This window comes from Mycobacterium sp. NGS22, assembly GCF_059813095.1.
Genome location: NZ_JCALDY010000018.1, coordinates 96,867 through 111,811 on the forward strand (window position 1 = coordinate 96,867; position 14,945 = coordinate 111,811).

The 14,945-nt window shown below is 68.0% G+C and carries 14 protein-coding genes and 1 riboswitch; of the genes, 7 read left to right on the forward strand and 7 right to left on the reverse strand.

Annotated features, from left to right (window positions below; translation table 11 throughout):
• Nucleotides 1–98 precede the first annotated feature (98 nt).
• Nucleotides 99–276, forward strand: a riboswitch (cyclic di-AMP (ydaO/yuaA leader).
• A gap of 9 nt (nt 277–285) precedes the next feature.
• The gene (locus AC5Y47_RS17895; protein WP_499945535.1) at nt 286–1,164 is read left to right on the forward strand and encodes a transglycosylase family protein; all 879 of its coding nucleotides are present in this window, start codon (nt 286–288) and stop codon (nt 1,162–1,164) included.
• A gap of 4 nt (nt 1,165–1,168) precedes the next feature.
• Here AC5Y47_RS17895 and AC5Y47_RS17900 read toward each other — a convergent pair whose 3' ends face one another.
• From AC5Y47_RS17900 to AC5Y47_RS17915, 4 genes are read right to left on the reverse strand one after another with little or no spacing between them, the layout of a single operon-like run.
• Nucleotides 1,169–1,594, reverse strand: a complete 426-nt coding sequence (locus AC5Y47_RS17900; protein ID WP_499945536.1) for a molybdenum cofactor biosynthesis protein MoaE — start codon at nt 1,592–1,594, stop codon at nt 1,169–1,171.
• Complete coding sequence (locus AC5Y47_RS17905) at nt 1,591–2,070, reverse strand: MogA/MoaB family molybdenum cofactor biosynthesis protein (RefSeq protein WP_499945537.1); 480 nt, start codon at nt 2,068–2,070, stop codon at nt 1,591–1,593. Before AC5Y47_RS17905 ends, AC5Y47_RS17900 begins: the two co-directional genes overlap by 4 nt.
• On the reverse strand, nt 2,067–2,573 hold the full coding sequence (moaC, locus tag AC5Y47_RS17910) for a cyclic pyranopterin monophosphate synthase MoaC (RefSeq protein ID WP_499945539.1): 507 nt from the start codon (nt 2,571–2,573) through the stop codon (nt 2,067–2,069). The genes AC5Y47_RS17905 and moaC overlap by 4 nt, the downstream gene beginning before the upstream one ends.
• 7 nt (nt 2,574–2,580) lie before the next feature.
• The gene (locus AC5Y47_RS17915; RefSeq protein ID WP_499945540.1) at nt 2,581–2,775 is read right to left on the reverse strand and encodes a hypothetical protein; all 195 of its coding nucleotides are present in this window, start codon (nt 2,773–2,775) and stop codon (nt 2,581–2,583) included.
• 63 nt (nt 2,776–2,838) lie between these two features.
• On the opposite strand from AC5Y47_RS17915, the gene AC5Y47_RS17920 reads away from it, so the two are divergent.
• Both AC5Y47_RS17920 and AC5Y47_RS17925 read left to right on the forward strand, forming a co-directional pair.
• Nucleotides 2,839–5,094 (forward strand): helicase-associated domain-containing protein, encoded by a 2,256-nt coding sequence (locus AC5Y47_RS17920; protein ID WP_499945542.1) that lies wholly within the window; start codon nt 2,839–2,841, stop codon nt 5,092–5,094.
• 61 nt (nt 5,095–5,155) lie between these two features.
• On the forward strand, nt 5,156–6,805 hold the full coding sequence (locus AC5Y47_RS17925) for a DNA repair helicase XPB (protein WP_499945544.1): 1,650 nt from the start codon (nt 5,156–5,158) through the stop codon (nt 6,803–6,805).
• A 76-nt stretch (nt 6,806–6,881) separates the two neighbouring features.
• Here the strand turns inward: AC5Y47_RS17925 and AC5Y47_RS17930 are convergent, their stop codons facing one another.
• Both AC5Y47_RS17930 and AC5Y47_RS17935 read right to left on the reverse strand, forming a co-directional pair.
• A complete protein-coding gene (locus tag AC5Y47_RS17930; RefSeq protein ID WP_499945546.1) occupies nt 6,882–8,027 on the reverse strand; it encodes a thiolase family protein in 1,146 nt (381 codons plus the stop codon).
• Nucleotide 8,028: 1 nt separating this feature from the next.
• Entirely contained in the window at nt 8,029–8,454 is a 426-nt protein-coding gene (locus AC5Y47_RS17935; protein WP_499945548.1) for a Zn-ribbon domain-containing OB-fold protein, read from the reverse strand.
• A gap of 124 nt (nt 8,455–8,578) precedes the next feature.
• Between AC5Y47_RS17935 and AC5Y47_RS17940 the strand changes: the two genes are divergently transcribed.
• Both AC5Y47_RS17940 and AC5Y47_RS17945 read left to right on the forward strand, forming a co-directional pair.
• On the forward strand, nt 8,579–10,477 hold the full coding sequence (locus tag AC5Y47_RS17940; RefSeq protein WP_499945550.1) for a serine/threonine-protein kinase: 1,899 nt from the start codon (nt 8,579–8,581) through the stop codon (nt 10,475–10,477).
• Between the two features lie 4 nt (nt 10,478–10,481).
• Complete coding sequence (locus AC5Y47_RS17945) at nt 10,482–12,380, forward strand: serine/threonine-protein kinase (protein WP_499945552.1); 1,899 nt, start codon at nt 10,482–10,484, stop codon at nt 12,378–12,380.
• Here the strand turns inward: AC5Y47_RS17945 and AC5Y47_RS17950 are convergent.
• On the reverse strand, nt 12,377–13,360 hold the full coding sequence (locus AC5Y47_RS17950) for an LLM class F420-dependent oxidoreductase (RefSeq protein WP_499945553.1): 984 nt from the start codon (nt 13,358–13,360) through the stop codon (nt 12,377–12,379). The two genes, AC5Y47_RS17945 and AC5Y47_RS17950, sit on opposite strands and share 4 nt — an antisense overlap.
• Before the next feature lie 99 nt (nt 13,361–13,459).
• Between AC5Y47_RS17950 and AC5Y47_RS17955 the strand changes: the two genes are divergently transcribed.
• Nucleotides 13,460–14,320, forward strand: a complete 861-nt coding sequence (locus AC5Y47_RS17955; RefSeq protein ID WP_499945571.1) for an LLM class F420-dependent oxidoreductase — start codon at nt 13,460–13,462, stop codon at nt 14,318–14,320.
• Between the two features lie 8 nt (nt 14,321–14,328).
• Nucleotides 14,329–14,934 (forward strand): class I SAM-dependent methyltransferase, encoded by a 606-nt coding sequence (locus AC5Y47_RS17960; RefSeq protein WP_499945555.1) that lies wholly within the window; start codon nt 14,329–14,331, stop codon nt 14,932–14,934.
• Nucleotides 14,935–14,945 lie beyond the last annotated feature (11 nt).

Sequence of the window (14,945 nt, forward strand, 5' to 3'; positions counted from 1 at the left end):
GCGTTTAACCGCTACCGTCCTCGACAGGTTCGTCACCCAACCCGAGAGACGGGCCCGCCCTCGCCTAGCACGCGCCTAGCTCCATCCATTAGGCGAGGGGTTCCGACCCGCGGATGGAGGCGGGGGACCCACCAGGTCCGCCGAGCTCGGACCGGGACCGTTTACGGGCCCTTGGGGTGAAGCCGACGTCGTATCAACGTAGATCGACCGCGGCCGGGTGACCTCTCCCACCCGAACCCGACAGCTGACCTCGCAGGCGTGTACACGAGAGGAATTTCTGAGCGTATGAGTGGACGGCATCGTAAGCCCACTACTTCGAGCGTCAGCGTCGCAAAGATCGCCTTCACCGGCACGGTCCTCGGTGGCGGTGCCATCGCGATGGCCGGCCAGGCGGCTGCGGCCACCGATGCCGAATGGGATGCAGTAGCCCGCTGCGAGTCCGGCGGCAACTGGGCCATCAACACCGGCAACGGGTTCTACGGCGGCGTTCAGTTCGCCGCCGGCACCTGGTCCTCGCACGGTGGCGGCGAGTTCGCTCCGTCCGCCCAGCTGGCCAGCAAGGACCAGCAGATCGCCGTCGCCGAGCGGGTGCTGGCCACCCAAGGTCGCGGCGCCTGGCCGGTGTGCGGCACCGGTTTGTCCGGGCCGTCGCCCCGCAACGTTCTGCCCCAGCCGGCCGGCTTGCCCTCAGACCAGCCGCTGGACGCGCCCGGACTGAACGGCGAGCTGCCCCCGCCCGCGGAACTGCCGGCGCCCGTGGAGGCGCCCGAGGTGCAGCTGGTCGGCAATGACATCGCTCCCGCTCCCGTCGAGCTGCCGCCGGCCCCCGCGGACCTCGTCCCGCCCCCGGCCGACCTGCCTCCCGCACCCGCCGACCTGCCTCCCGCACCGGCCGACCTGCCGCCCGCACCGGTCGAAGAGGCTCCGGCCCCCGGCGACCTGCCGCCCGCGCCCGGCGACCTGCCGCCCGCGCCGGCTCCGGCCGTCGTGGAGACCGGTTTCCAACCCGGCGACGTGCCGCCCCCGGCCGATGCCGGCATCCCCGCCGACATCCACGAGGTGTCCACCGTCGGCTACACGCAGCAGCTGTGGCAGGCCATCGTGGACCAGGACATCGCCGGCAACGACGCGCTCGACGCCTTGGTGGCGGGTCCCGTCAGCTGACGGCCTAGGCCGAACCCACCCACTCTTCGGACCCGTCGCCGAAGAACTGGTGCTTCCACACCGGTAGCCGCTCCTTGATGGCGTCTACCAGAGCCGCGCAGGTAGCAAACGCCTGCTGTCGATGGTCGGCCGCCACGGCGGCCACCAGCGCGGCCTCCCCGATGTGCAGCACGCCCACGCGGTGGCTGGCCGCGACGGCCCGGACTCCGATGGCCCGTCCGGCCACCTCGGCCACCACGTCAGCAAACACTTCGGGTGCCGACGGGTGCGCGGAGTACTCGAGGCGGGTAACCGGTCGTCCGCCGTCGTGGTCGCGGATCGCGCCGACGAACCCGACGACGGCCCCGGCGGACTGATGGTTCACCAGCGCTTCGTGCTCGGCGAGGGAGATCGGCTGGTCGGTCACTGCGGCGCGCAGGACCAGGCTCATCGTCGGTGATCTTCGCCGGCGAGTTGCGAGAGCGCGTGGTCGAGGACTCCGGCAAGCACCCCGAGGCCGTCCCGGACGCCACCGGGCGAGCCCGGCAGATTGACGATCAACGTGCGCCCGGCCACCCCGCACACCCCGCGCGAGAGCACCGACGTCGGCACCTTGGGCAGGCCGGCCTGCCGGATCGCGTCGGCCAGTCCGGGGACGACGAAGTCCAGCACCGCCACCGTCTGCTCCGGCGTGGTGTCGGTGGGTGAGATCCCGGTGCCGCCGGACGTCAGGATCACGTCGACGTCGTCGTCGAGTGCGTCGTTCAGCGCTTCCCCGACGGGATTGCCGTCGGCGACCACGCGTGGCTCCTCCGTCGAAAAGCCTTGCTGGCCAAGCCATTCAACAATGATCGGTCCGCATTCGTCGGTGTAGGAACCGGACGCGGCCCGGGTAGAGGCTACGATGACCCGCGCCGACCGACTCATGGTCTCACCCAACTTCCGCTGCGGCCGCCTTCTTTGCTGAGTACCCGGACACCGTCGATGCGAGCCGCCGGGTCGACCGCTTTGATCATGTCGTACAAGGTCAGGGCCGCGACGCTGACCGCTGTCAAAGCCTCCATCTCCACCCCCGTTCGGTCGGTGCTGCGCACCATTGCAGTGATGTCGATCTCCTCATCGCCGACGGTGAAGTCGACGTCGACTCCGGTAAGCGCCAACTGGTGGCACAACGGGATCAGGTCACTGGTGCGCTTGGCGGCCAGGATGCCGGCCACCCGGGCCGTCGCCAGCGCATCACCTTTGGGCAGTCCGCCGCTGGAAATGAGCGCCACCACTTCAGCAGTGGTGCGCAGGGCGCCGGCGGCCACAGCGATGCGCCGGGTGGTGTGTTTGTCGGTGACGTCGACCATGTGGGCGGCGCCCCGCTCATCCAGGTGCGACAGCGTGGGTAGGTCGGAGGCGCCGTCGACGGCCTCAGCCCCGGTCATGCCGGACCTACCAGGTGGCAACCGTCACCGGATGCAGATAGGGCAACTCGTCGGCGGGCACTGGAAACACCACTTCCCCGAAGGGGGAGAGCGCGCCCGTGCGGTCGGTGACGAGTTCGCTCACCGCGTGGTCGTCCGGGTCCGTAGTGGGCCAGCCGTTGTCCACATACTTTGCCTTACGTGAGTCAGCCACGCGTCCCATTCTGACAGGTCCGACAACCGCACGCGACGGTAGGCCGCGCCTCGGGCCTAGGCTTGTTTTTCGATGACCGAACACACCCCGGATATCCCGCTGGGGTCCTGGCTGGCCGACTTGCCCGACGAGCGGCTGATCCTGCTGTTGGAGCTGCGACCGGACCTTGCCCAGCCCCCGCCGGGCAGCATTGCGGCGCTGGCCGCGCGTGCCCAGGCACGTCAGTCGGTCAAGGCTGCCACCGACGACCTGGATTTCCTGCGCCTGGCTGTCCTCGACGCGCTGCTGGTGCTGCAGGCCGACACCGAACCGGTGCCCGTCGCCAAACTCACCACGCTGCTCGGTGAGCATGCGCCGCAACCCGACGTGCTGGCGGCCCTGGACGATCTGCGGCAGCGCGCCCTGGCTTGGGGCGATACGGCGGTGCGAGTGGCTGCCGACGCCGGCGCCGCGCTGCCGTGGTATCCCGGTCAGGTCACCCTCGAGGACCGCACCCACTCCGGGGAACACATCGCCGCCCTGATCGACCGGATCGACGAGCAGCAGCGTGACGTTCTGGACAAACTGCTCGAAGGGTCCCCGATTGGCCGCACCCGCGATGCGGCGCCGGGCGCGCCGCCGGAGCGGCCGGTGCCGCAGCTGCTGGCGACCGGTCTGCTGCGCCGCCTCGACGCCGAGACGGTGATCCTGCCCCGTCATGTCGGGCAGGTGCTGCGCGGTGAAAACCCCGGCCCGATGCAACTGACCGCTCCGGACCCGGTGGTCTTGACCGCCAAACCCGCGGACGTGGACGCGGCGGCCGCCGGGGCAGTCATCGACCTGCTGCGCGAGGTCGACGTGCTGCTGGAAACCCTCAGCGCGGCACCGGTTTCCGAGCTGCGTAGCGGCGGTCTCGGCGTCCGGGAGCTCAGGAGACTGGCCAAGGCGACCGGCATCGAGGACTCACGCCTGGGCCTGATCCTCGAGCTTGCGTCAGCGGCGGGGCTGATCGGTAGCGGTGTGCCCGATCCCGAGCCCGACTATGGCGAGGGTCCCTACTGGGCGCCGACGACGGCGGTCGACCGGTACCGCACCCTGGGCACCGCCGATCGCTGGTTCCTGCTCGCCGACACCTGGCTGGACCTGCCCGGCCGGCCCGCGCTGATCGGTGGTCGCGGCCCCGACGGCAAACCGTATGGGGCGCTGTCGGATTCGCTGTTCTCCACGGCCGCGCCACTGGACCGGCGACTGCTGTTGAGCATGCTCGCCGGGTTGCCGGCGGGCGGCGGGGTGGACGCGACGTCGGCGTCGGCCGCGCTGATCTGGCACCGCCCGCGCTGGGCCCGACGGCTGCAACCGGAGCCGGTTGCCGATCTGCTGTCCGAGGGCCAGGCGCTGGGTTTGGTGGGTCGCGGCGCGATCAGCACCCCCGGGCGGACGCTGCTGGAACGGGGCGACGACGTCGGGGCTGTGCTTGATGCGATGTCCCGCGCGCTGCCCCGACCGATCGACCACTTCCTGGTGCAGGCCGACCTCACGGTGGTGGTGCCCGGCCCCCTGGAGCGTGACCTCGCCGACGAGCTGGCCACCGTCGCCACCGTCGAATCCGCCGGCGCGGCAATGGTTTACCGGGTCAGCGAGCAGTCCATCCGGCACGCACTCGACATCGGCAAGACCGCGGACTGGATGCACGCCTTCTTCGCCGGCCACTCGAAAACCGCGGTGCCGCAAGGACTCACCTACCTCATCGACGACGTCGCCCGCCGGCACGGGCAGCTGCGCATTGGCATGGCAGCGTCGTTCGTGCGCTGCGAGGACCCCGCGCTGTTGGCTCAGGCCATCGCGGTACCCGCGTTGGAGGAGCTACAGCTGCGCGCGTTGGCACCCACGGTGGCGGTGTCGCCGGCGCCGATCGCCGACGTACTCGTCGCCTTGCGCTCGGCAGGTTTTGCTCCGGCGGCCGAGGACTCCACCGGTGCGATCGTCGACGTCCGTTCCCGAGGCGCGCGGGTACCCGCATTGCAGCATCGCCGGCCCTATCGGCCACCGCCCCGACCCAGCAGCGACACGCTGCAGGCGGTGGTCGCGGTGTTGCGCACGGTGACCGCCGCACCGTTCGGCAACCTGCGCGTGGACCCCGCGGTCGCGATGTCGTTGCTGCAGCGCGCCGCGCGTGACCGGGAGACGGTGTTGATCGGTTACCTCGACGCGGCCGGGGTGGCGACGCAGCGGGTGGTGACTCCGGTCCTGATCAAGGGCGGCCAGCTGGTGGCCTTCGACGCGGCCTCGGGGCGGATGCGGGACTTCGCCATCCACCGCATCACCTCAGTGATGTCGGCCGACGAATGATAATGGTGCTATGCGTGCCGACGACGATGCAGAGCGCAGCGATGAAGAGGAGTGGCGCTGAATGTCCGACGGACCCCTGATCGTGCAGTCCGACAAGACGGTGCTGCTCGAGGTCGACCACGAGCTGGCCGGGGCGGCACGCGCCGCCATCGCACCGTTCGCCGAGCTGGAACGCGCACCCGAACACGTGCACACCTACCGGATCACGCCGCTGGCGCTGTGGAACGCGCGCGCGGCCGGCCACGACGCCGAACAGGTCGTCGACGCGCTGGTCAGCTTTTCCCGCTACGCGGTGCCGCAGCCGCTGCTGGTCGACATCGTCGACACCATGGCCCGCTACGGCCGGTTGCAGCTGGTCAAGCATCCCGCGCATGGCCTGACGCTGGTCAGCTTCGACCGCGCGGTGCTCGAGGAGGTGCTGCGCCACAAGAAGATCGCCCCGATGCTGGGCGCGCGCATCGATGACGACACCGTGGTCGTGCATCCCAGCGAGCGTGGCCGGGTCAAGCAGATGCTGCTCAAGATCGGTTGGCCCGCAGAGGATCTCGCCGGCTACGTGGACGGCGAAGCGCACCCGATCAGCCTGGAACCCGAGGGCTGGGAGTTGCGCGACTATCAGCAGCTGGCCACCGACTCGTTCTGGGCCGGCGGGTCCGGTGTGGTGGTGCTGCCGTGCGGCGCGGGCAAGACGCTGGTCGGCGCGGCCGCGATGGCCAAGGCGCAAGCGACGACGCTGATCCTGGTCACCAACATCGTCGCGGCCCGGCAGTGGAAGCGCGAGTTGGTGGCGCGTACCTCGTTGACCGAGGACGAGATCGGCGAATACTCCGGCGAGCGTAAGGAGATCAGGCCGGTCACCATCTCGACGTATCAGATGGTCACCCGTCGCACCAAGGGCGAGTACCGGCACCTCGAGCTTTTCGACAGCCGCGACTGGGGACTGATCATCTACGACGAGGTTCATCTGCTGCCGGCGCCGGTGTTCCGGATGACCGCAGACTTGCAGTCGCGGCGGCGACTCGGGTTGACCGCCACCTTGATTCGCGAGGACGGTCGCGAGGGCGACGTGTTCTCGCTGATCGGGCCGAAACGCTACGACGCGCCGTGGAAGGACATCGAGGCTCAGGGCTGGATCGCACCGGCCGAGTGTGTGGAAGTCCGGGTCACGATGACCGACAACGAGCGGATGATGTATGCCACCGCAGAGCCCGAGGAACGATACAAGCTGTGCTCGACCGTGCACACCAAAATCGCTGTGGTCAAGTCGATTCTGAAGAACCACCCCGGTGAGCAGACACTGGTGATCGGAGCCTACCTCGACCAGCTCGACGAGCTCGGCGCCGAGTTGGACGCCCCGGTGATCCAGGGCTCGACGAAGACGCGGGAGCGCGAGGAACTGTTCGACAAGTTCCGCACCGGCGAGATCTCCACACTGGTGGTGTCCAAGGTCGCGAACTTCTCCATCGACCTACCGGAAGCCTCTGTGGCGGTGCAGGTTTCGGGAACCTTCGGGTCCCGCCAGGAGGAGGCGCAGCGGTTGGGCCGGCTGCTGCGGCCCAAGTCCGACGGCGGTGGCGCCATCTTCTATTCGGTGGTGGCCCGCGACAGCCTGGACGCCGAATACGCCGCGCACCGGCAGCGCTTCCTGGCCGAGCAGGGCTACGGCTACATCATCCGCGATGCCGACGACCTGCTCGGCCCCGCCATTTAGCGCGCCTTCCCGCGCGAGCAGACGCAGAATCGCACGAAAAGCGCCGCATTACGCGATTCTGTGTCTGCTCGGCAAGCTAGAGCGACAGGATCGTCGCCGACGCGGTGCCCGGCGCGCCGTACACCTGCGCCAGGCCCACCCGCGGGTTGCCCGGCACCTGGCGCTCGCCGGCCTCGCCGCGCAACTGGCGCACCAGCTCGTGCATCTGCCGCAGGCCCGACGCGCCGATCGGCTCGCCGTTGGCGATCAGACCACCGTCGGTGTTGACCGGCATCGACCCGTGAATCTCGGTGGCGCCGTCGGCCAGCAACTTCTCCTGCTCACCGTCGGCACACAGGCCCGTCTCGGCCATGTGAATGACCTCGTTGCCGGCATCGGTGTCCTGCAACTGAGCCACGTCGACGTCCTCGGGCCCGATCCCGGCCGCCTCGTAGGCAGCCTTGGACGCGTACACCGTCGGCGAGACATCCTCGTCCAGCGGCGCGAACGTGGCGTGCACCTCGTAGGCGCCGTAGCGACGGGTCCGGATCTCACAGGCCCGCACATAGACGGGTTTGTCGGTGTACTTGTGCGCGATGTCGGCCCGGCACATGACGACCGCGGCGGCGCCTTCGTCGGGCGCACAGAACATGTACTGCGTCAGGGGGTAGTTAAGCACCGCCGAGTTGAGGATCTCCTCTTCGGAGATCGGCTTGCGCCGGAATGCGTTGGGGTTCAACGCACCGTTGCGGAAGTTCTTCGCGGCGACCTTGGCCAGCGTGGCCTGGGAGATGTTGTGGTCGTGCAGGTACTTGTTGGCCTTCATCCCGAAGAACTTGGTGGTGACGAACTGGCCGTTCTGGGCGTACCACTGCGGTAGCGCCAGCTTGGCGGGGTCGTCGGTGAACGCGCCACGCGGATGCTTGTCCAGGCCGATGGCAATGCCGATGTCGTACTTGCCCAACCGGATCGTGTCGGCCGTCTGCTGAATGGCGCTGGCGGCGGTGGCGCAGGCGTTGAACACGTTGGTGAAGGTGATGCCGGTCAACCCGACCAGCCGGGTCACCGCGTCCGGGTTGGACACCTCGTGGCTGCCGCCGAAGCCGAACTGGATGTCCTTCCACTCCAGCCCGGCGTCGGTCAACGCGGACTGGATGGCCTCGGCACCCATCTGCATCGCGGTCTTGTCGAACCTGCCGAACGGGTGCAGGCCCACTCCGATGATGGCGACGTCGTTGCTCATCTCACGCTCCCGTCGCGACCGGTTCGAACGCGAAGGTGAGGATCTCCTCGCCGTCCTCGTTGGTGGTCAGCGGGACGAAGGTCAGCTCCACCTCCTGGCCGAACTGCAGCTTGGCAGGGTCGTTCTCGGTCAGCCGGCCCTCGACGCGGATCACGTCGCCGAGCTGTACCAGGCCCACCCCGAACGGAACGAACTCCTTGCCGGTCGGCCCGGCGTACGGCGCGCCGGGCGGGAAACCCTGCGTGGTCCACGCGACCAGGCTGCCCCGCCGGGGTAGCAACACCTCACTCATGTTGCCCAAACTGCAACGCGGACAACGTTGCTGGATGGGGAATGTGGTGGCGTCGCAGTCACCGCAGCGACTGCCGATCAATTGGGGATTCTCGTCGGGCCAGGTCGAGATTTCTGGGGCCAATGCTTTCGGCATCGCAGGTCCTCCATCGGACGCGAGAATATTGACTCACCAAACGTACAACAGCGTTCCGCTTTTGTGGAAATCTGGTTCTCGTTGTTGGGCTCGGTAGCTGGCGGCCACGATTTACGATTTGCCCATGTCCCTCGAAGTTGGCCAGGTCTTTGCCGGCTACACGGTCTTGCGGGTGCTCGGCGCCGGCGGGATGGGCAAGGTGTACCTGGTGACGCATCCGCGGCTGCCGCGCGAGGACGCGCTCAAAGTGCTGCCGGCCGAGGTCACTGACGACCCGGAATACCGGTCGCGCTTCGCCCGCGAGGCTGACTTGGCCGCGGGTCTGTCGCATCCGAACATCGTGCGCATCTACGACCGCGGCGAGAACGACGGCCGACTGTGGATCTCGATGGACTACGTGGCCGGCACCGACGTCCACCATCTGCTCGGCGAGCGTTATCAGAGCGGCATGCCCGTCGACGAAGCAGTCTCCGTGGTCAGCGCTGTCGCGTCGGCGCTGGACTATGCCCATCACCGCGGTCTGCTGCACCGGGACGTCAAGCCCGCCAACATCCTGCTCACCGAGCCCGACGACGGCCAGGCCCGCCGAATCTATTTGGCCGACTTCGGCATCGCCCGCCGCATGGACGATTCCTCCGGGCTGACCGCCGCCAACTTCGCCGTGGGCACCGTCGCCTACGCGGCACCCGAACAACTCAAAGGCGAAGCCGTCGACGGCCGTGCCGATCAATACGCGTTGGCGTGCAGCGCCTTTCACTTACTGACCGGCGCCCCGCCCTACACGCACAGCAATCCGACCGTGGTGATCACCCAACACGTCAGCGCCCCGCCTCCCTCGGTCGGTGCGCGCCGGCCGGAACTCAGCGCACTGGACCCGGTGTTCGCCAGGGCCATGGCGAAGAACCCCGCCGGCCGGTTCAGCAGTTGCAGCGAGTTCGCCGCGCAACTGAGCGCGCACTTGACCCCGTACCACCACGACACCCCAATTGCATTGCACGCCAGGCAGACCCAGCCTTCGATCGCTCTACCGCCATTGCCGGCCCAGCCCCGGCAACACTGGTGGCAACGCCCGGCCGTGCTGATCGCCGCCCTCACGGCGGTCGCGTTGCTGATCGTCGGCGGCGTGTTCGTCGGCGTCAAACTGAACCAGCCCCGACCGCGCTCCGCCCCGAACGCTCCAAGCGCGAGCAGTCCCGCACCGCCGGCCCCGACCACCGCGCCGGTGGGTCCGTTCACCGGTACCTACCGCGTCGATTTCGGCCCGGTCGGCGATCTGGACGGCAACCAGGTTCCCGACGAGCAACCGTCGACAGGTACCTATGGGGTGCGCTCGACGTGCGGCGGGGCCGGATGCGTGGCGACGGCGTCCCGCTTGACCGGGGAGCGCAGTTTCGCGTCGACGTTGGTCTTCGACCAAGTGCGGGGCAGCTGGGTGGCGGTGGCGCTCTCGACGACCCAATGCCGTGACAAAGCCGGAGAGATCTGGGAGGTCTTCCGGCTGCAGGCGCGTCCGGACGGCACACTGACCGGCGAGCAAACCCGGACCTCGCGTAACAACTGTCAGGAACGGCGGGCCGTCACCTTCACCCGCACGGGTGATGCCGACGCCGGACTGCCCGATCCGGCCACGCTGCCACCGCGGTCGGCGTCCGCGGCCGAGGCGTTTCACGGTCACTACCAACTCACCCGTACCTTTGCCGGCGGTAGTCCGCAACTGATGGGAAACTCCGGTATCGACACGAACTGCCTGCGAACCGGTGACCGCTGCATGAGCTATTTCCATTCCAAATCCGGTGATGTGCCATTGGTTTTCGCCGGAGGCAACTGGACCTGGGCCGACTCGAGCACCGGCAAGTGTCCCGACGGCAACCCCGCGACCTTGAACGCCAACGCGACGTTTCCGATGCCGCAACCGGTGGAGGATCCGTTGCCTTCGCTCACCGGCCACGGTCACTGGGTACAGACGCGGGCTTGTGCGGTCAGCATAGACTTCGACGAAACATTGACGCGCACAGGCGATTAGCAAAATGGTGCTGCAAGCTGGCCAGGTGTTCGCCGGATACACGATCCTGCGGGTGCTGGGTGCCGGCGGGATGGGCACGGTGTATCTGGCGACGCACCCGCGGTTGCCGCGCGAGGACGCGCTGAAGGTCCTGCCGTTGGAGCTCACCCACGACGTCGAGTACCGGGCGCGCTTCATTCGCGAGGCCGAGCTGGCGGCCGGTTTGTCCCATCCGCACATCGTCGGGATCCAGGACCGCGGCGAGCACGACGGCCAGTTCTGGATTTCGATGGATTACGTGGCGGGCACCGACCTCGCCCGGATGCTGGACGAAAGCCATTGCGGGGGTTTGGCAGTCGCCGAAGTGACGCCGATCGTCGCCGCGGTCGCTTCGGCGCTGGACTACGCCCATCACCGCGGCTTGCTGCACCGCGACGTCAAGCCGGCCAACATCCTGCTCGCCGAGCCCGGCGGCGGACAGGCCCGCCGCGTCTACCTGTCCGATTTCGGGATCGCGCGCCGCATGGACGATTCGGCCCGCCTGACCGAGACCGACATGGCCGTGGGCACAGTGAGTTACGCCGCTCCCGAGCAACTCAGGGGCGATCCGGTCGACGGGCGTGCCGACCAGTATGCGTTGGCCTGCACCGCCTTTCACGCGTTGACCGGTGAGCCGCCCTATCCGGATGTCAATCCCACTGTGGTGGTCACCCAGCATGTGTTCGCTCCGCCACCGGTGATCAGCGTGCGGCGGCCTGACTTGGCGGGGCTGGATCTGGTGTTCATGAAAGCCATGGCCAAAGAGCCGGGGAGCCGGTACGCCAGTTGCGGCGACTTCGCGGCTCAGCTGAGCCGGTATGCGCGCGGCGAGCTACCTGCCGCTGCGGTGGCCGCCTTCACCGCCACCGCGCCGGCCCTTCCCGTTGCCGCGCCAACCCTTCCTGTTGCCGCGCCGGCCCGGCGCCGCCCGCGGGTCCTGATCGGGGCGCTGACGGGCGTGGCGTTGTTGATCGCCGCCGGCGTCTTCGTCGGGGTCCGACTCTTTCGGGACAGTCCCGCACCTGCCGTCACACCCCCCGCCGTCAGCCCGATGCCGACCACGACGACCACGCTCCCGCCCACCCCCGGCCCGTTGAACGGGACCTATCGTGCCGACTTCGCCGTTGCCACCGATCTCGACGGCAACGGCAAGGGTCCGGCGCCGAGCACGGCCAGTTACGGATTGCGTTCGGTATGCCGGGGCGCGGCCTGTGTCGCGACGGCGACCAAACTCAGCGGCGACGTCGTCTTCGCGGCGAATCTGGTGTTCGACGAAGTCCAAAGCCGTTGGATCGCCGTTTCTTTCGGCTCCGAACAATGTCGTGGAACCTCATCCGAATACTGGCAGGTTCTCGTGCTGCAGTCAGGTCTCGACGGCACGCTGTCCGGCGAGTTCACTGCGACGTCGGCCAACACCTGCCGGTACAAGCGGACCGTGACCTTCACCCGCACCGGCGATGTCGACGTCGGCGCAGTGGCCGATCCCGCTACTTTGCCGCCGCGGGTGGCCTCGCCCGCCGAAGCGCTGCGGGGCCGCTACCGCGTCGAACGGAGGTACCCCGACGGGACGCCCGGCCAGGCCGAAGAGCAGACCGTCACCACCAGATGCGTGCGCACCGGCGAACGGTGCATGAGCTATTTGCACGGACCCGCGAGTGACATACCGCTGGTGTTCGTCGGCGGCAGCTGGACCCAGAGCGAAGAGGCTGACTACGTCTGTCCCGCCGGCGGCACCCTGCATTTCAGTGTGACCGCGCGGTTTCCATTGCCCGCGCCGGCGCAGGATCCCATCCCGTCGCTGAGCGGAAACGGGCACCAGGAGCAGACCGGCGCGTGCGCGGTGAACACCGACTTCACCCAGACCTTCACGCGCACCGGTGACTAACTCAGCGCTGGAATCACTTCGCGCTCGAACAACTCGATGCCGGACCGGTCGTAAGCCGCCTCGGGGAAATAGCAGATCGCGTATTCACACCCGAGGTCGCGCACCTTGGTCAACCGCTCGATGACCTGCTCGGGTGTGCCGGACGCCGAATCCGGGATGCCGCCGACCATCGAATCCGCCAGCGCCTCAGGCACATAGCCGGCCAATCGGTCCCGCACCCGTTTGGTGCGGTCGGCGACGTCGGCCTCCGAGGTCCCGACGACGGTGGTGAAGTTGGCCGACCGGACGATCGCGTCGAAGTCGGTGCCCAGGTTGCGGCAGTGCTCGGCAAGTACCTCGGACTTGTGCGCGAACGCTTCGAGTTCCGGAGTGAAGTTGGTGTATTGCGCGTACTGCGCGGCGATCCGCAGTGTCTTCTTTTCCCCGCCGCCCGCGATCCACAACGGAATACCATTGTCCTGCAGCGGCTTCGGTGCGACGATCGCGCCGTCTACCTGATAGTGCCTGCCGTCGAAACTGACCTTGCCGTCACGCCAGGCGTCGCGCATGATCTGCACGCCCTCGTCCAGCCTGGCCAGCCGCGCTCCCGCCGAGGGGAAACCGTAACCGTAAGCGCGCCATTCGTGTTCGTACCAACCCGCGCCGATGCCCATCTGGACACGCCCGCCCGAGATGACGTCGGTGGTGGCCGCCACCTTGGCCAGATAGACCGGGTTGCGGTAGCTCATCGCGGTGCACATCTGGCCGAGCTTGATTCGCGAGGTGACGGCGGCGTAGGCGGCCATCAGCGTCCATGCTTCGTGGGTGGCTTCGTCCGTGGGCAGCGGCACCGTGTGGAAGTGGTCGTACACCCACAACGAATCCCAGGCCCCGCCGTCTGCATAGGTGGCCAGGTCGCGCATCACCGCCCAGTGCCGTTCGGGTTCGATGCCGACGAGATCCATCCGCCAGCCCTGCGGGATGAAAAGACCGAAGCGCATAGGACGGACTCTAGACCTGCGCGGGAGGCCCCATGCCACGAGCCGGGATTATCCGTTTGGCACCATGGAGCCAGGGTCGCGGAAGAAAGGATGAGCCGAGTGGAACTGTCCGGTGTAGGAGTGTGGAGCAGTCAACTGCGCTACGGTGATGCCGCCGAAGCTGCCGACGCTGCAGCGGAATTGGACGAACTCGGTTTCGCGGCGCTGTGGATTCCGGATGTCAGCGGATCGGTGCTCGAGGCGGTGGAACGCCTACTCGCTGCGACCGAACGCACGGTGATCGCCACTGGAATTCTCAATCTGTGGATGAACTCCCCCGACGATGTCGCCGCAGCCCATGCCCGGCTTGTCGCCGAGCACGGGGATCGTTTTCTGCTCGGCATCGGAGTCAGTCATGCCCCGTTGATCGACGCCGGCAATCCCGGCCGGTACCGCAAACCGCTCGCGGCGACGACCTCGTTCCTGGACGAATTGGACGCGGCAGCGCACCCGGTGCCCGTCGAGAGCCGGGTGCTGGCCGCGCTGGGCCCCAAGATGCTGCAGCTGTCGGCGACCCGTGCCCGCGGCGCCCACCCCTACCTCGTCACTCCCGAACACACCGCTTCTGCGCGTGCGACGCTGGGCGAGGGACCGTTGCTGTTGCCCGAGCAGACCGCGATCCTCACCGACGACGCCGACACGGCGCGCAGTATCGGAACCGATTGGCTGCGCGGCTATTTGGCGATGCCGAACTATGCCAACAACATGCGTCGCAGCGGGTTCTCCGAAGACGACCTGTCGCAGATCAGCGATCGGCTCTTCGATGCGCTCATCGTGTGGGGCGACGAGGAGGCGATCCTGCGCAGGGTCGCCGAGCACCGGTCGGCCGGCGCCGATCATGTCTGCGTCCAGGTGCTCCAAGCCGACCCCAGGTCGTTCCCGCGGGAACAATGGCGTCGTCTGGCCGCCGCCGCCTCGTAGCCAAAGTCATGGCGCTCAGTCACCGGCTCAAACATCTGCAATACCGGACGTTCTACCGGCTCGGGTTCGTCCCTTGGGACGGGCACCCCATCGCAGCAAAACTCCGAGAGCTGCTCGAAGACAACGCAATTTCTCCCGGCACCGCGCTCGACATCGGCTGCGGCACCGGTGACAACTCCATCTATCTGGCCCGGCACGGATGGCAGGCGACCGGAGTGGACTACGTGCCACAGGCTCTCGCCAAGGCCCGTGTCAAAGCCAGGGCCGCCGGTGTCGACGTGCACTTCGTCCGCGCCGACGTCACCCGGTTGAGCTCGGCGCGCGTGGGCCGGGACTTCGCGTTGATCGTCGACAACGGCTGCCTACACGGCATGAACGACGACGACCGCGACGCCTACGTGCGTGAGGTCACGGCAGTGGCGACGACGGGCTCCCGCCTACTCATCATGGCGATGATCCCCGGTCATTCGCCGGGAGTGCGTGGGATCGACTTACCCGAGATCCAGCGACGTTTCGCCCCCGCCTGGACGCTGGTGTCCTCCGGCGACGAACCGTCCCTGGATCACAACGGCAAGAACCCCGGCCGCCACTACCTCCTGCAGCGCACCTTTTGATGGCGAGCAGA